This window comes from Gilliamella sp. LMG 34360 (assembly GCF_984568995.1).
This window is the reverse complement of record NZ_OZ474900.1, coordinates 1368566-1387979: the sequence shown is the minus strand read 5'-3', so window position 1 is coordinate 1387979 and position 19414 is coordinate 1368566. Positions and strand designations below refer to the sequence as shown.

General features: G+C 33.4%; 9 protein-coding genes. All 9 read right to left on the bottom strand.

The genetic code is table 11. From position 1 onward, the window contains the following. Positions 1-15: 15 nt before the first annotated feature. Positions 16-726 carry a hypothetical protein gene (locus tag AC5LW9_RS06200; RefSeq protein ID WP_198236973.1) on the bottom strand — a complete coding sequence of 237 codons (711 nt, stop codon included), beginning with the start codon at positions 724-726 and terminating at the stop codon, positions 16-18. Continuing rightward, positions 723-5018, bottom strand: coding sequence for a toxin VasX (locus AC5LW9_RS06195; RefSeq protein ID WP_493456524.1), 4296 nt, complete (start codon positions 5016-5018; stop codon positions 723-725). Before AC5LW9_RS06195 ends, AC5LW9_RS06200 begins: the two co-directional genes overlap by 4 nt. Positions 5019-5100: 82 nt before the next feature. Next, complete coding sequence (locus tag AC5LW9_RS06190; RefSeq protein WP_493456523.1) at positions 5101-5817, bottom strand: hypothetical protein; 717 nt, start codon at positions 5815-5817, stop codon at positions 5101-5103. A gap of 18 nt (positions 5818-5835) precedes the next feature. Next, complete coding sequence (locus AC5LW9_RS06185; RefSeq protein ID WP_493456522.1) at positions 5836-10116, bottom strand: toxin VasX; 4281 nt, start codon at positions 10114-10116, stop codon at positions 5836-5838. 98 nt (positions 10117-10214) lie between these two features. Then, positions 10215-10877: a hypothetical protein gene (locus tag AC5LW9_RS06180; RefSeq protein ID WP_493456521.1), complete on the bottom strand. Its 663-nt coding sequence runs from the start codon at positions 10875-10877 to the stop codon at positions 10215-10217. Between the two features lie 132 nt (positions 10878-11009). Beyond that, positions 11010-11720, bottom strand: a complete 711-nt coding sequence (locus tag AC5LW9_RS06175; RefSeq protein ID WP_493456520.1) for a hypothetical protein — start codon at positions 11718-11720, stop codon at positions 11010-11012. Further along, on the bottom strand, positions 11717-16030 hold the full coding sequence (locus tag AC5LW9_RS06170) for a toxin VasX (RefSeq protein WP_493456519.1): 4314 nt from the start codon (positions 16028-16030) through the stop codon (positions 11717-11719). Before AC5LW9_RS06170 ends, AC5LW9_RS06175 begins: the two co-directional genes overlap by 4 nt. Before the next feature lie 30 nt (positions 16031-16060). Further along, positions 16061-16960 (bottom strand): hypothetical protein, encoded by a 900-nt coding sequence (locus AC5LW9_RS06165; protein WP_334322059.1) that lies wholly within the window; start codon positions 16958-16960, stop codon positions 16061-16063. Next, positions 16960-19326 carry a type VI secretion system Vgr family protein gene (locus AC5LW9_RS06160; RefSeq protein ID WP_493456518.1) on the bottom strand — a complete coding sequence of 789 codons (2367 nt, stop codon included), beginning with the start codon at positions 19324-19326 and terminating at the stop codon, positions 16960-16962. The genes AC5LW9_RS06165 and AC5LW9_RS06160 overlap by 1 nt, the downstream gene beginning before the upstream one ends. Between the last annotated feature and the right edge of the window lie 88 nt (positions 19327-19414).

Below are 19414 nucleotides of genomic sequence, written 5' to 3'. Positions count from 1 at the left end.
TTAATTTTCCATAATTTAATCGCTATCAGTAACAGGATTAATCAATTTATAACCTAAAGTATTTTGATATAATTTATCTCCCTTACCTACATAGAATTTTACGACATCTCGGTAAGTTTTTTCAGGTAATCTTACTTTTATTTGTTTATAGAGAGCATTGAGTTTATTTTCTGAATTTAATACCCAATCCGGTATATTAATTACATGATAATTATAATAAACCTCAAAATTGGTTTCATTGTAACTATAACCTTGCGCGCGTGTATATTCGTTTTTATTAACATCTGTTACACTTTCTACCACTATCTGACCATAACAAAAAGAATTTTCATATCTCGTTCGGCTTCCACTTCTATCAATATCTTGATATCGGTATTTTTCCCCTAATTCGGTCACTTCATAATGATAAAGTTCGGGGTGTCCTTCTACCGGCTCACGAGTTAATAAACCAATCTCGGCAAATAAAGGTAATGTTTTAGCAAGATCTTCTTTATTCCACTTACGCTGTTTACTATCATCTTCTAATATGGGTTCGTCAGTATAAGGGAATTTAACATCACCTAAAAAGTAGCAAAAATCACCTCTTAGTTTAGTATTAGCGTGTACATTTTCATAAACATCTTGAATTCTTTGCTTAAACTCTTCTTTGTTATAACAACCTAATAAAGTACTAATAGTTAAAACCATAATTATTAATTGGCTTATTTTAATTAAATTTAATTTCATGAGAATATCTCGCTTTTTACAGTATCGTGTATCACTATTGGATGAGTTTCAACACTTTTATTTTGGTTATTTTTGATCGTTTTTCCTTTAGGCCAATATAGGACTTGCATATAGATTTCACTATCAAAAGAGAAATAACATTCACCTGTTTTATAATAAATTTGGAAAAAATTTAGTTTATTACTTTTCTCATCTTTCGCAAATTGATAGGATTCAACTTTTCCAACTTTATTTATTTTCAAATTTTCTTCTGCCATCACTGGTTCTAGAGGCTCGGGTCGTTTGACCAAAATATCCGTTGGCGAATTATCAACAAATTCCAGTATTGGGTATTTTTTACCATTACTAATTTTAACTGTAGCGACTTCGTTGCTTTTAGCATCATAAAAACGAAGCATACCTTCATAATCACTTATATCTGAATCATAATTCGGTAAACCAAGCGACATATAAACCTCTTTACTCGATAAGTCAACTGCCGTAGAAATTGGGAATGTGGTCACAATTCCGGAAGTGGCCTCCATTGCATCTTTTCTTGCTCGTGTTTTATTTGAATAAAAGGTTGAATTTTCTAATTGTATTACGGCATAAACTCCACTTCTTGCCACCATGTAGTCATTAATTGCCATTGCCATACTATCAAAACTTGATGAATAGGCCTTACCTTTATCGGTTGGCTTTTTTAATCCGAATAAACAGTAATTAAACCAGATTTGCATGCTGTTCCAATCATCGGATTCATCTTTAAATATGCTTAAGATAACCATTGATACAAAAGCGGCAACTAGCCCTAAAACAAATAATCCACCAGCAATTGGTCCACCTAATAAACTTAACAATCCCACAGATTGCATCAAGGTAATAAAACCGGAAAACATTTGTAAACCGCCAGCTATCATATATGCTGTCCCTACTTTACCACCTTTTGACCACCCTTTCATCATTAGCATACCACCTTCGATAACTGTGATCACTGAGGTTACTATGCCAAAAACACCTGAAACGGCTACTGATGTTTTAAGTACGCCATTACTAAACATTCTTAGAGTTCTACTAGCATCTAAAATCCCTCTAAATATCGGTGCTAGAGTGTTATTGAGAAAGAGCATAACTTCATTAATTAAGGATGAATAATTTGATAGCATTTTACAATATCCAAACTTAGCGTCACGTTCAAGTTGAAAACGTAAAGTTTGACTGATGGAAAGGTCTTGTAATGCTTCCATATTTTGGTAATAAAGATGTCGAGAAGCCTCGGCTTGTATACCCGCTAAGACAATTTTACCGACACTAAACATAACTTCTTTTTTAGAAGGGGTATTAGTATTTAATCTAGTATTTGTTATCGAACCAGATAGACTTCCACAAAACTGTACTTTTACTTCATTGAATACATCCAACAAATTATTCTTTACAAAATTTAGTCTTATCGTAAAGTCACTCCAGTTTCGCATCATTGGCATGGTTAAACATGCTCTAATTGCCCGAAATAAATTCTGACCTCTGAGTACCATGTCACCATTACTGACAATTTCGGCAATTTTGATAATCTGGCTTACATAATCAGCTCCCTCTGAAAAAAAACTCCAATTAATGGTATCGTTTTGATTTGAGTTTGTTATTGGATGTTTATCATAAGATAACTCTTTACCAGTAGTTGCTAATGATTCCATATAATTCAGTATAGAGCTTAATTCAACGCCTGGTATATTTTGTAACTGAAAATTGAACATTAAATTACCTTGCATCACCATCGCACTTTGGAACATTAACGGCATAATTTGATGTTTAATTTCTTCGGCTTGTTTAGTTACTAATGACTTTTCTTGTTCTGGCGATAGTTGTTCATTTTGTGGACATTCAAGTGGTCTGTTGGCTAATCCCGACATAACCCGCGATATTAGCATTGTATAAAGAGTTAACATTAATTCGCCTTTTTCACAGAAAAAGTCATCAGCAAGTTTTCCATCACCTTGGCTTTCTTCAAATTCTTGTAAAATTTGTTTTGTTTGTTGTTGGCGCTTTTCTTTAGCAGTTTTTTCTTTTTCTGCACACTCTGCAATATATTTTTTTAATTCCTCTTTATTTTTATTAGCCAATTGCGGTTGAAAGCTTGGGTATGTGGCTAACTCTTGCTGCAAAATTCCAAGACGTTTATTTAAAAGTAATTCCCAAAAACTACCCTTTTGACCATCAATCAGATGAAAAAATAGACTATTTAAATTAGTAAGCAATGCATCCCATACTGCGGATTGTACTTCTGTTTTTATCCCACCTAAACAAGTAAAATCGATCAGTTTTAAAAAATCTGTTAAATAACCAACATGATTGTTCGAGCAATTTGTATCACATTCTAACAACCAAAATTCACAATCATTAAACTTGGTGATCGCTGTTGGTGCATATTTCGAATAGTCTTTGAATCCAAATAACCAACTAAGGTAATAAAAATAATCTTGCGAATGTGTAGCTATTGTCTTAAGGAATTTATCATAATCGTTTTTTTCTTGATGTATAAAATCTAATTCTTCTTTTTGATTTAACAATTCATTATATTTCGCTAACTCCTTGGCAATATTGTTCTTAGCATTCTGCTCAGCAGTGTTATTTTCTCTAAACTTTTTGACATCTATATATTCATATAACGGACGAAATTGATCATTCAGTTCTTTCAACTTCTTTTGTTTTTCTTCTAAAGTCATCTCGACTTCTTCATAACCTTTTTCTAGATATCTCTTCGTTAAAGGAAAATCACTAATCTCGCCTGGGGGTTCAGAAACGTTATTAATCAAAGCAAAATCATAATATATTTTATCTTCTGCTTTTGCTGTTTCAGATGATACGATTTGGTTGCGATATTCATTTATTAAAGATAATGTTTTACGTTTATGCAGTCTTTCTTCACTAAAATAATTATTTTTTTCCAAGCCCAATCTATTGAAAATTTCCTGATATTGGTATTTGTCAACTTGGCTAGAAGACAAACTTTCTGGCTTTGGCTCTTGTTGATTTATATGTGCATTTATTTGTTTATCCAATCGCTTATTGGATTTAATTATTTGATTATAGTGTTCATTTATTTTTTTTGAATAAATCTCTTCCGATTTAATAATAATTTGTGTTATCGGTTCAATTTTTAACTGACGCTGTAGACTTAATTCTTCAGCAATACCAAATGGATCTTCAACAATAACTACCGGTACAACATATTTGCCTGATTGTTGAAATTTTTCAATCTGGTCTCTCAATTTACTAGATTCAGCCTCATATTCATATTCTACGCCGTTTCCTTTTTCTGCGCCTTTTCCTTTACGGTCGCGTAGTGAATTGAATTTATGGGCGGTTATAAAGGTGTTTTCGTCTTGGATTAACTCTTTTTTATTGTCCTCATCATTATTTTCATTATCATTATGCACTATCATTTTTGGATCAACGGCTAATTCTAATAATGAATTTGCAGATTCTAATGAACTAAATCTAAAACTGCGTTTACCCCCTTCAGTAAGCTTATCAGGATCTTTGTAAGACTCTTCATTCAAATTTATTTTGGTAAAGCGTTTTAATGCAGTATCTAACTCAATCGTTTTTGTGTTGCGTTCAACGACTTGAGCTGCTTCATCTTGCGATTCAGATGAATCTTGCTCTTTCTTAGAGGGTAAATCGATGGTAATTGAAGATTCGTTCATCAATTTAAGGTATTTTTCAATTGTGCTGTTTTTCCCTTGTGACCAAGCTCGGCGAGTATAGGCTATATAGGCCTCTCCCTCATACACACTGGTATCTATATTAATAAAAGAACCGGGTATATGGTGATTATTGCCGTCTTTAGTACAATCTGTAGGAATTTCTTTAACATTGCGTTCTTTAACATCGGTAATGGTTTTATGACGAAATACACCTGATGGAGTGACTTCATATCCCATAAATTCCCAACCTTTTTGCTTATGTTTGACTAGAATATAAACATAACCTACCCGTAAGGTTCGATACACATATTTATGAGTAATTAAATCCACTTCCGGTTCACGATTGTCGTCAGAGAGTTTTTTCTCAGCGAGACCAATATTATGAGCTGATATAAAAGTTGCACTAATCGGTGCTTTTCGGACTAAAAAAATCGGAAAACCTTTACGTTCACATACACCACAGTTGCCATTGGCTAAAGGTGAATGAGAATCCTTTCCTTTATCCAGTTCACCATAAATTATTCTATCTTCTAAATCTTCTGCTTTTTTTTGTTTTTCTTTACTTATTGTTTCTGTTTGTTCTGTATTTTCTAAATTACCGGTCATTGTTTCTTCCATTATTCATTCTTATTTATAGAAGACTCGTTACAAATATTGCGGTTATTAATTGGATAATTTTTTTCATCATTTATTCTTTATCTGTTAATAACTTTCCAGAAGGTTGCATAAGAAGATAAGACCATGATTCTAAATATAATTTGCCATCTTTACCTTTAATATACAGTTGCGTTTCAGGGTAAGTAACATTTGGCAAGAATACGTAATGTGAACCATATAATGCTTTGAGTTTATCTTGATTGTTAATTACCCATTCAGGCGTATTAACTACTTGATAATCAATATTAACAGACACTAATGTTTCATTATTACTATACCTACCATGTTCATACGTTTTTTCGCTCACATCTCTGACTTTAATCACTTTTATTGGACCATAGCAAAAAGCATTATTATAAATTGTGTCTCCACTTGGTGTTTTGTTAAAAAAAGAATATAAATATTCTTGCCCCAACTCGGTCAAATCATAATGGTAGAGTTTTTCCTCACTTTCAACGGGCTGCCGAGTTAATAAGCCTATTTCTGCAAATAAGGGTAAGGTATTTGCTAAATCCTCTTTATTCCAACCATCCCATTGAGTATCTTCCTTTAAAGGGGGAATATCTGTATAAGGAAATTTCACAGATCCCAAATAATAACAGAAATTTCCTTTGATTTTAGTTTTGGCTTGTACTCTATCATAAACGTTTTGAGTTAATTTTTTGAACTCCTCTTTATTATAAGTATCGCAACCAAAAAGAAGACTGGACACAAGTATTAGGATTGTTAATTGGACATTATTTTTCATTATATATTTTCCTATATTTTAAAAACCCATCACAAGGGAGTGATGATTTTTATAAGTGTAATAAATCATCAATGGCGGGTTGTCAATAATTTTATTTTGACTATTTTGCGACGTTTGACCTTTCGGCCAATAATTTAATTGTAAATAAATCTCTTCAATACTTAGATAACAAAATTCGCCCACCTTATAAAAAACTTGAAAATAATTCAATTCATTATTTTCTGAATCAGTTGCTTTTTTATATAATTCAATTCTTCCTACTTTGCTTGGAACTAACGTTGTAGGCAAATCAGCCGGTTTCAAAGGTTCTTGACGTTTTATCAATAAATCTTCTGGTGAACCGTTGGCAAACTCCAAAATTGGAAATTCCTTACCTTTTGTAATTTTTAAAGCAACGGTTTCTTGATTATTTCTATCAAAAAACCTTAACATACCTTTATATTCACTTTGTTTTTCATCATAATTTGGTAAAATAAATGAAATATAAATTTCCCGACACAAGTGTGCAATACTTGTAGGTCCTGTGGGTCGACCCGATTTAGTTTGCTTGTCATTATGAAGTTTAGTTTGCTTGTACAAACGCATCTGTTCTTGGTAATAAATCGGTTTTTCTTGTAATTGTATTACTGCATGTAGATTAATTAAAGCAGCCATAAAGTCATTAATTTCCAGTGCCATACTATCAAATGTCTCAGCATAAGCGATGCCTTTATCTGATGATTTTGTGCCAAACAAGCAGTTATTAAACCAGATTTGCATTTTATTCCAATCGTCTGATTCATCTTTATATATTGATTGGATAATCGCTATGGCAAGTTGTGCCACCAATGCAAAAACAAAAATCGCTACGCCAATAGGTCCGCTGAATATAGATATGGATAACATTAAGCCTATCGATTGTGCTAAGCTAGCAATCCCCGATATAACCTGTAAACCACCTGCGATACATAAAGCTGTACCAACCGCACCACTTTTTTGCATCCCTTTTGCAAAAAGGAAGCATCCTTCAGCAATGGAAATCACACTGCTAATTATGCCCATAACACCTACAGCACCAGCTGAGATTTTAAATACACCATTAACTAACGTGCTTAAACTTGCCCGGTTGGTAATAAATGTTCTGACAGCTTGACTCAGCGTTAAATCAGCAAATTTAAGCAATTCATTTATGGTATTTGTGAATCCCGCCACAACTTTATAAAAACCAAACTGTACATCACGCTTAATTTCATAGCGTATTGTTTCGCCAATCGAATTATCCTCTAATTTTTTTAAATTTTCCTGATATTGGATATAAGTAACACCTGCTTGTAATCCAGCTGTTAACAACTGACTGCTAGCAAGACTAACACTTATGGCATTCACTCTGGTGGTAGGATTTAATCCTGCGTTTTTAACTGAATTTAAAATAGATTCTCCATTCATTTTTTTAATATTATTATAGCTTTGAATAAATATCTTTTTTAAATCTTTAAATGGGAACCTCATTACCGATGAATCGCGTAAAATATAGTGGTACACTGCACGGAAAAATGTCCTACCACTGGCCAGGATTCTTGGTGAATTCGCCACTTCAACTATTTTATTGGCCATATCTATATAATTCAATGTACTATCAACAACATCCCAGTCAATTTCGGCTTGTTGACTACTGTCCGATACCGTATAATCAAACGTTGGTAATGGAGTGGCACTGTGAGATAACGGCTCAAAATAAGTCTGTATTGAATTTAATTTAAGAGCCGGGATGTTTTGTAACTGTAAATATAATATTAATTCCCCATTAACAATTAGGCCACTTTCAATCATGAGTTTTTTGACATTTTGTTTAATCAAACTGTCTTTTTGTGTTTCAGCTTTCTCAGTAGGGCGATTAGTTATTCCTGAAGATACCCGTGTTAATAACATGGAGTAAAGCGTTAGCATTAATTGACCTTTTTCACTGAAAAAACTCTCATCCAATTGGTTTTGGGGCTGTTCAGCTTCAAGTTCTTGTAAAATGATTTTAGTTTGTTGTTGTCGCTCCTGCCCTGCTTTCAGTTGGTTTTCTTCCTGCTGTTGCAGATGTTTTTTAATTTCTTCATTATTGGTTTTATGCATTAATTGTGGTTGGAATTCAGAAATTGTCGACAGTTCATCTTCCATAATTTTAAGACGTTTATGTAAAACAAGTTCCCAAAAACTGCCTTTTTTACCGTCAATAATATGATAAAGCAGACTATTTTTGTTATTTAGTAATGTATCCCATACGGCTGTTTGTTCTTCGGTCTTAATGCCGCCTAAATAAGCAAAATCAATTAAGGCTAAAAAATCGGTTAGATACCCAACATGGTTATTGGATGCATTGGTATCACACTCAATCAGCCAAAATTCACAATCATTAAACTTATTGATTGATTTTGGTGCATATTCTGAACAACCCTCATACCCAAATAGCCATGTTAAATAATAAAAATAATCTTGTGAAAAATTTGATATTGACTCCAAAATAGCATTGTAATCCTCTTTATCTTCCTCAAGAAACTGTCTCTCTTTTTCCAAATCAAGTAAATTATCATATTTAGCTCGTTCTTTCGCAATTTTTTCTTTAGTAGCTTGTCCAACTGTATTATCTAATCGAAATTTTCGAACATCTAAATAACGAACTTGAGATCCTGGTGGTCGCTTAGCTTTTACATCTTCCAGATGCTTTTGCTTTTCTTCCGCACTCATAGGAATTTCAATATAACCTTGAGCTAAATAAGCGTTGACTCCTTTCCAACTTGTTCGTTCAGGTTCGCCACGAAAAATCACCTCTGTAAGATATTCGTAATGAATAATATCTTTGGCTTGGGATATCTCTATCGATTCAATTTGGTTTCGATAATCATTAATAAGTGATAATGTTTTACGTAGGTGAAGACGCTCTTCACTAAAATACTTGCTTTTAGCAACTGAAGTTTTCTCTATCGCATGGTAAGCTGGCTTATAGTCTTCTATGTCAGAAGTCTTTTCCTCTGATTTTTCTATATTTTCATCAAGACTTTCCTTGAGTTTTTCATCTAACCGTTTATTGGATTCAAATAATTTTCTAAAGTGCTCATCTATTTTTTTATTATATATTTCTTCCGCTCTTACAACCGATTGTGCTATCGGTTCAATTTTTAACTGACGCTGTAGACTTAATTCTTCAGCAATACCAAATGGATCTTCAACAATAACTACCGGTACAACATATTTGCCTGATTGTTGAAATTTTTCAATCTGGTCTCTCAATTTACTAGATTCAGCCTCATATTCATATTCTACGCCGTTTCCTTTTTCTGCGCCTTTTCCTTTACGGTCGCGTAGTGAATTGAATTTATGGGCGGTTATAAAGGTGTTTTCGTCTTGGATTAACTCTTTTTTATTGTCCTCATCATTATTTTCATTATCATTATGCACTATCATTTTTGGATCAACGGCTAATTCTAATAATGAATTTGCAGATTCTAATGAACTAAATCTAAAACTGCGTTTACCCCCTTCAGTAAGCTTATCAGGATCTTTGTAAGACTCTTCATTCAAATTTATTTTGGTAAAGCGTTTTAATGCAGTATCTAACTCAATCGTTTTTGTGTTGCGTTCAACGACTTGAGCTGCTTCATCTTGCGATTCAGATGAATCTTGCTCTTTCTTAGAGGGTAAATCGATGGTAATTGAAGATTCGTTCATCAATTTAAGGTATTTTTCAATTGTGCTGTTTTTCCCTTGTGACCAAGCTCGGCGAGTATAGGCTATATAGGCCTCTCCCTCATACACACTGGTATCTATATTAATAAAAGAACCGGGTATATGGTGATTATTGCCGTCTTTAGTACAATCTGTAGGAATTTCTTTAACATTGCGTTCTTTAACATCGGTAATGGTTTTATGACGAAATACACCTGATGGAGTGACTTCATATCCCATAAATTCCCAACCTTTTTGCTTATGTTTGACTAGAATATAAACATAACCTACCCGTAAGGTTCGATACACATATTTATGAGTAATTAAATCCACTTCCGGTTCACGATTGTCGTCAGAGAGTTTTTTCTCAGCGAGACCAATATTATGAGCTGATATAAAAGTTGCACTAATCGGTGCTTTTCGGACTAAAAAAATCGGAAAACCTTTACGTTCACATACACCACAGTTGCCATTGGCTAAAGGTGAATGAGAATCCTTTCCTTTATCCAGTTCACCATAAATTATTCTATCTTCTAAATCTTCTGCTTTTTTTTGTTTTTCTTTACTTATTGTTTCTGTTTGTTCTGTATTTTCTAAATTACCGGTCATTGTTTCTTCCATTATTCATTCTTATTTATTTTAGTTTTTGCATTCATGCTTGACCAATGACTGATAATTGAGATTAATTTTCCATAATTTAATCGCTATTAGTGAGCAGACTTAATCAATTTATAATGTATACTATCTTCATATAATTTATCTCCCTTGCCTACATAAAATGTTACGACATCTTCATAAGTTTTTTTCGGTAGCCTTACTTTTATTTGTTTATAGAGAGCATTGAGTTTATTTTCTGAATTTAATACCCAATCCGGTACATTAATTACATGATAATTATAAGAAACATCAAAATTGGTTTGATTGTAACTATAACCCTTTGCACGTGTATATTCATTTTTTTCGACATCTGTTACGTCCCCTACCACTATCTGACCATAGCAAAAAGAATTTTCATATATCGGGTCTCTTCCGCTTCTATCAATATTTTGATAACGATACTTTTCCCCTAATTCGGTCACCTCATAATGATAAAGCTCGGGGTGTCCTTCTACCGGCTCACGAGTCAATAAACCAATCTCAGCAAATAAAGGCAACGTTTTTATTAATCTTCCCTTATTCCAAATATCCCACTGAATATCATCTTCTAATACTGGCTCGTCGGTATAAGGGAATTTTACGTCCCCTACATAGTAGCAAAAGTCGCCTTTTAGTTTAGTGCTAGCATGCACTTCGTCCCAACCATCTCTAATTCTTTGCTTAAACTCTTCTTTGTTATAGCAACCTAATAAGGTACTAATAGTTAAAACCATAATTATTAATTGGCTTATTTTAATTAAATTTAATTTCATTGATTCTTGTTACATTCCTAAAAAAACTCAGCCATATAGTTTTTGCATTCATACTTGACCAATGGCTGATAATTGAGATTAATTTTCCATAATTTAATTGATATCAGTAACAGGATTAATTAATTTATAATGTATACTATCTTCATATAATTTATCTCCCTTACCTACATAAAATGTTACGACATCTCGGTAAGTTTCTTCTGGTAAACTTACTGTTATTGGTTCATATATAGCATTGAGTTTATTTTCCGAATTTAATACCCAATTCGGTACATTAATTACATGATAATTATAAGTAACATAAAAATTGGTTTGATTGTAACTATAACCCTTTGCACGCGTATATTCATTTTTTTCGACATCTGTTACGTCTTCTACCACTATCTGACCATAACAAAAAGAATTTTCATATATCGGGTCACTTCCGCTTCTATCAATATTTTGATAACGGTATTTTTCCCCTAATTCGGTCACCTCATAATGATAAAGCTCGGGGTGTCCTTCTACCGGCTCACGAGTTAATAAACCAATCTCTGCGAACAATGGTAACGTTTTTATTAATTTTTCTTTATTCCATTTTTGCCATTTACTATCATCTTCTAATACTGGCTCGTCGGTATAAGGAAATTTTACGTCACCTAAAAAGTAGCAAAAGTCGCCTTTTAGTTTAGTGCTAGCATGCACTTCGTCCCAACCATTTTTAATTCTTTGCTTAAACTCTTCTTTGTTATAGCAACCCAATAAAGTACTAATAGTTAAAATCAGAATTATTAATTGGTTTATTTTAATTAAATTTAATTTCATGAGAATATCTCGCTTTTTACAGTATCGTGTATCACGATTGGATAAGTTTCAACACTTTTATTTTGGTCATTTTTAGTCATTTTTCCTTTAGGCCAATATAGGATTTGCATATAGATTTCACTATCAACAGGGAAATAACATTCACCCGTTTTATAATAAATTTTAAAATATCCTAAATTTTTACCGTCTTTATCGGTCGCATCTTTATAGAATTCAACTCTGCCAACTTTACTTTTTCTCAAATCTTTTTCTCGGGTCACTGGTTTTAAAGGCTCGGGGCGTTTAACCAAAATATCTGTTGGCGAATTATCAACAAAATTTAATTGAGGGTATTGTAATCCTTTACTGATTTTAACCGTTGCCACTTCATTACTTTCAGCATTATAAAAACGAAGCATACCTTCATAATCGCTTTCCTTTTTATTGTAATTCGGTAAACCAAGCGACATATAAACCTCTTTACTCGCTGAGTCAACTGCCGTAAAAATTGGGAATGTCGTCACTATTCCAGAAGTGGCCTCCATTACATCTTTATTTGCTCGTGTTTTATGTGAATAAAAGGTTGAATTACCTAAGTGTATAACGGCATAAACTCCACTTCTTGCCACCATGTAGTCATTAATTGCCATTGCCATACTATCAAAACTTGATAAATAGGCCTTACCTTTATCGGTTGGCTTTTTTAATCCAAATAAACAGTAATTAAACCAGATTTGCATGCTGTTCCAATCATCGGATTCATCTTTAAATATGCTTAAGATAATCATTGATACAAAAGTGGCAACTACTCCTAAAACAAATAATACACCAGCAATTGGTCCACCTAATAAACTTAACAATCCCACAGATTGCATCAAGGTAATAAAACCGGAAAACATTTGTAAACCGCCAGCTATCATATATGCTGTCCCTACTTTACCGCCTTTTGACCACCCTTTCATCATTAGCATACCACCTTCGATAACTGTGATCACTGAGGTTACTATGCCAAAAACGCCTGAAACGGCTACTGATGTTTTAAGTACGCCATTACTAAACATTCTTAGAGTTCTACTGGCATCTAAAATCCCTCTAAATATCGGTGCCAGAGTGTTATTGAGAAAGACCATAACTTCATTAATTAAGGAGGAATAATTTGCCAGCATTTTACAATATCCAAACTTAGCGTCACGTTCAAGTTGAAAACGTAAAGTTTGACTGATGGAAAGGTCTTGTAATGCTTCCATATTTTGGTAATAAAGATGTCGAGATGCCTCGGCTTGTATACCCGCTAAGACAATTTTAACGACACTAAACATAACTTCTTTTTTAGAATGGGTATTAGTATTTAATCTAGTATTTGTTATCGAACCAGATAGACTTTCACAAAACTGTACTTTTACTTCATTGAATACATCCAACAAATTATTCTTTACAAAATTTAGTCTTATCGTAAAGTCACTCCAGTTTCGCATCATTGGCATGGTTAAACATGCTCTAATTGCCCGAAATAAATTCTGACCACTGAGTACCATGTTCTCATTTTTGACAATTTCGGCAATTTTGATAATCTGGCTTACATAATCAGCTCCCTCTGAAAAAAAACTCCAATTAATGGTATCGTTTTGATTTGAGTTTGTTATTGGATGTTTATCATAAGATAACTCTTTACCAGTAGTTGCTAATGATTCCATATAATTCAGTATAGAGCTTAATTCAACTCCTGGTATATTTTGTAACTGAAAATTGAACATTAAATTACCTTGCATCACCATCGCACTTTGGAAAAGTAACGGCATAATTTGATGTTTAATTTCTTCGGCTTGTTTAGTTACTAATGACTTTTCTTGTTCTGGCGATAGTTGATCATTTTGTGGACATTCAAGTGGTCTGTTGGCTAATCCCGACATAACCCGCGATATTAGCATTGTATAAAGAGTTAACATTAATTCGCCTTTTTCACAGAAAAAGTCATCAGCAAGTTTTCCATCACCTTGGCTTTCTTCAAATTCTTGTAAAATTTGTTTTGTTTGTTGCTGGCGCTTTTCTTTAGCAGTTTTTTCTTTTTCTGCACACTCTGCAATATATTTTTTTAATTCTTCTTTATTTTTATTAGCCAATTGCGGTTGAAAGCTTGGGTATGTGGCTAACTCTTGCTGCAAAATTCCAAGACGTTTATTTAAAAGTAATTCCCAAAAACTACCCTTTTGACCATCAATTAGATGAAAAAATAGACTATTTAAATTAGTAAGCAATGCATCCCATACTGCGGATTGTACTTCTGTTTTTATCCCACCTAAACAAGTAAAATCGATCAGTTTTAAAAAATCTGTTAAATAACCAACATGATTGTTCGAGCAATTTGTATCACATTCTAACAACCAAAATTCACAATCATTAAACTTGGTGATCGCTGTTGGTGCATATTTCGAATAGCCTTTGAATCCAAATAACCAACTAAGGTAATAAAAATAATCTTGCGAATGTGTAGCTATTGTCTTAAGAAATTTATCATAATCGTTTTTTTCTTGATGTATAAAATCTAATTCTTCTTTTTGATTTAACAATTCATTATATTTCGCTAACTCCTTGGCAATATTGTTCTTAGCATTCTGCTCAGCAGTGTTGTTTTCTCTAAACTTTTTGACATCTATATAGTCACAGAACGGACGAAATTGATCATTCATTTCTTTCAACTTCTTTTGTTTTTCTTCTGAAGTCATCTCGACTTCCTCATAACCTTTTTCTAGATATCTCTTCATTAAAGGAAAATCACTAATCTCGCCTGGGGATTCAGAAACGTTATTAATCAAAGCAAAATCATAATATATTTTATCTTCTGCTTTTGCTGTTTCAGATGATACGATTTGGTTGCGATATTCATTTATTAAAGATAATGTTTTACGTTTATGCAGTCTTTCTTCACTAAAATAATTATTTTTTTCCAAGCCCAATCTATTGAAAATTTCCTGATATTGGTATTTGTCAACTTGACTAGAAGACGAACTTTCTGGCTTTGGCTCTTGTTGATTTATATGTGCATTTATTTGTTTATCCAATCGCTTATTGGATTTAATTATTTGATTATAGTGTTCATTTATTTTTTTTGAATAAATCTCTTCCGATTTAATAATAATTTGTGTTATCGGTTCAATTTTTAACTGACGCTGTAGACTTAATTCTTCAGCAATACCAAATGGATCTTCAACAATAACTACCGGTACAACATATTTGCCTGATTGTTGGAATTTTTCAATCTGGTCTCTCAATTTAGTAGATTCAGCCTCATATTCATATTCTACGCCGTTTCCTTTTTCTGCGCCTTTTCCTTTACGGTCGCGTAGTGAATTGAATTTATGGGCGGTTATAAAGGTGTTTTCGTCTTGGATTAACTCTTTTTGTTTGTCCTCATCATTATTTTCATTATCATTATGCACTATCATTTTTGGATCAACGGCTAATTCTAATAATGAATTTGAATTTAATAATGATTTTTCAGATTCTAACGATTTTAATCTAAAACTGCGTTTCCCCCCTTCAGTAAGCTTATCAGGATCTTTGTAAGACTCTTCATTCAAATTTATTTTGGTAAAGCGTTTTAATGCAGTATCTAACTCAATCGTTTTTGTGTTGCGTTCAACCACTTGAGCTGCTTCATCTTGCGATTCAGATGAATCTTGCTCTTTCTTTGAGGGTAAATCGATGGTAATTGAAGATTCGTTCATCAATTTAAGGTATTTTTCAATTGTGCTGTTTTTCCCTTGTGACCAAGCTCTGCGAGTATAGGCTATATAGGCCTCTCCCTCATACACACTGGTATCTATATTAATAAAAGAACCGGGTATATGGTGATTATTGCTGCCTTCAGTACAGCCTGTAGGAATTTCTTTAACATTGCGTTCTTTAACATCGGTAATGGTTTTATGACGAAATACTCCTGATGGAGTGACTTCATATCCCATAAATTCCCAACCTTTTTGTTTATGTTTGACTAGAATATAAACATAACCTACCCGTAAGGTTCGATACACATATTTATGAGTAATTAAATCTACTTCCGGTTCACGATTGTCGTCAGAGAGTTTTTTCTCAGCGATACCAATATTATGTTTTGATATAAAAGTTGCACTAACCGGTGCTTTTCGGACTAAAAAAATCGGAAAACCTTTACGTTCACATACACCACAGTTGCCATTGGCTAAAGGTGAATGAGAATCCTTTCCTTTATCCAGTTCACCATAAATTATTCTATCTTCTAAATCTTCTGCTTTTTTTTGTTTTTCTTTACTTATTGTTTCTGTTTGTTCTGTATTTTCTAAATTACCGGTCATTGTTTCTTCCATTATTCATTCTTATTTATTTTAGTTTTTTATCGATAAAAACTCTTGTCTATCTATCGCTTGAAATCTTTCTGATAAGCTTCCTTCATTTAACTTAGCTTGATCTATAGCCATTTTTATTGTGCTATTACTCAGTAGATTACCATAACGAAGTGTCATTATTGTGAAAGTTCGTTGATCATTTAAATTGGTTAAACCGTAAGAGCAAGCTCTGTGATAAGCTCTGGCCAAATCGAGTAAATTAATTTGGGTAGTTTCTTTATCAAGCTTTATATAAATATTTGCTTGTGATAAATAGATATCAAAAATCTTTTTGATATGTTGATTATAAAATTTTGCATCTTCACTCAAAAAGATAGTTGATGGATTCGGTTTGTAACCTAAATTTTTGATAGTTTCGATAGTTTTATTAACGGTTAAATAACTGTAACTCACAAAACTGCTCAATAAATCAGCCAAAAATTCCGGGCAGATTAGATTACCTTGATGCAACAATTGCATCCGAAACGGCTCATAAAAAGGGACAAATATTGATCCTAAAAACTGGGTTAAATGCATACCAATTTCAGATAAAATTTTAGCCACAATTTTAGGCTCATATTGACTCACTAGCCAGCAACATACATAACGTTTGCTTTGCAATATCTCACCTTTTGCCTCAATCAAACTAAAATGTAGTAATCGGTTTTCAAGCTCTTGGTTTGGTTTACCAAGCGTTACTAATTGCGGGCAAGCGTCTAAGTCATAAGCTAAATCTTTTCTGACAACTGGTGTAACGGCTTGTTCCCCATATAAATCTTTTATATTATTTAACCCAACAAAATCAAGTTCACTTACCGATGTGAGTGGATCAAGCAATAAGTAACGATAATATTTTTGGTTATTTTCATTATCTAGCAGAGCAATTAATTGTTGCTTCATTACCCTTTCTCCTTACATGTACTACCTGCTGGTAATTCAGGTAAACTGCCATTGTAACTTAATGGACTTATCACACCAAAGCTAGCAACATGCGCTTCAATATCACCAGGAGCCATAAATTTTATAGTGCCGTTTTCCAATACAATACCAACACCGTCACACGCAAGAGTAAGTTTTTTGTTTGCTGAGATAATGACTTCACTGTCAGTACTTGTAATTTTCATATTTTGTTTAGAAGTTAATAGCATTTCTTCATTTTGTGCTTGGATATCTACATTACCTTTTGATGCAAATATTTTTATACCCATAGCATTGGCAAAAAGGCTAATCATATTGCCAGCGGTTACCATAAAACGTTTAAAGGCGTTAACATCAATACTGCTTTGCGCTGTTTGAATAATGTTTTCCCCCGCAGTTTGCTGGATAGAACTTGGAGTCACATCAGCTATCCCAGAAGGTGAGTAAGTTAATATTCCTGGTTGTTTTAATTCTTGTAAGCTTTGTTCAAATAGCTGTTTTTGTGTTTGTAAATCAGAAAGTTCGGCTTGAGCCGCTTGTGCCAATTCATTGAGCCTTTTCACCATTTCACTGGCTTGTGCAAGCTCACTAATGGCACTATCCATTTGTAACTGTTTATTACCCGCTTTTACTTGTTCTTCACTGGTTATGTATAACCCTTTACCTGCTCTTATCGCCCCCCATTCATCGGTACGTAGCTCTAACCCACTACCTCGCTGTTCTTTTTTGTCATTAACCAGATGACCAAGGTTAAGTTGAGTTTTGCCGAATTCTGTTGCCAGCTTTATATGCTCTTGTCCGCGTTTGTCATCCATTCGCAGTTTATTGTTAGCTGGAGTGCGTATCACATTGCGGTGTTTGTTGATAGTGGTAACATGGTCTGGATGGCTACTGTCATGCATAGCATGAGCAATATAAGGACGATCTGGATTACCATTAGTGAACGCTACAGCGACTTCAGTAGAATCGATAAGGGGAAAATGAAAGCCATATGTATCACCAGCATAAGGTTTTGCCAGTCTAACCCATAAACTTTCCTCACCTTTTTTCCAATTTTTTAAATCAAAATTGAATTTAATACGATAGCGGCCTTGGGTATCAATATAACCATAAGTATCATCATTAGGACTTGTTACCCTTGCAGGTAAGGTGCCACTTACTTGTGGCCATGGCAATGGTGCAGGACGATACGGTTTAAGGCCATCATAAGGTATAGCCGTGAATTGTGTTTGATAAGAATCAGTTCGATTACCCGTACAATTGGTCGAAACAATAATAATACCGTCTTTTATATCTGCAATTGGACAATCTTCAATAGTGATATGTTGACCAGGAATGAGTTTATAGTCATTACATTTGCCCGAAATAATGAGTTGTTCGCTCATGTAATGTTGATGTCTTATGTGTGCATACCAACTACCACTTTCAACTGTCTGTGCATCACCGAGCGATTTATGATGCTCTTCGTAACGATAATCTTCACCACGGGTAGTAGTATCATTTGGTTGACTGTTATCACTGCCATAAAGTGAACTGTCAGCCATACGATAATTGTAATCATTAACACTAACTTGGTTAGGTTTTGTTTTACTACTGAATTGTAAATCCCATACACTATAACGCTGACTGTCATTTAAACCATTTGGTTGCTTAATAATAGTACTTCCAGCATCTTGGTATCCTTGTTCATAATCACTGATGACGATAGTATCGCAATTATGTTCTAAATGAGTACTAATATAAAAATAAGCACCTATGTCTGCCAGTAGTCGTTGAATGAAAGCTAAATCACTTTCTTGCCACTGAGTAATAAATTCTCGAATAGGATAGGTTTGGTTTAATTCGAAGCGAAAATCAACACCTGTAAAATTATGATTACGCAAAACCTCTTCCACAACATCGATCACACTTTTATTTTGGAATATTGCGCTTTGATGGTTGTTAGCCAGTAATGCTATTCGTGGTTCAAGTATGACTTGATAATGTGCTTCATCATTGCTAATTGAAATTAAACTAAACTCAGTGATAACACCATAGATGGTTTTGGGTTTGTCACTTGCTATTGATGAACCGATGTTAATCAATTCACTAGGTAAGTTGGCAGGGTGAAAAGTCAATGAGGCAAATTGACTAAGCACAGATGCAATAGCGATTTGTTTATTTTGGCTAGTAAAATGTATGGTATACTGCCAAGGTTGATTTAGATGTTCATGACCTTCTATCGATAATATTGAAATTTGAGAAGTTTCAATATTTTCAATTGATAGAGAATAGTTATTATGTGAAAAATTACTAACTAAAGAAGAAAAGCTATCGGCAACTACTCCTTTTATCTCCTTTATATCCATGTTGGGATCCTTGGTTAATTCAAAAAACGGTTGATATAGTCCAATTAAATATTATTTAATCAAAAAACAAACAGATGATATAAATAAT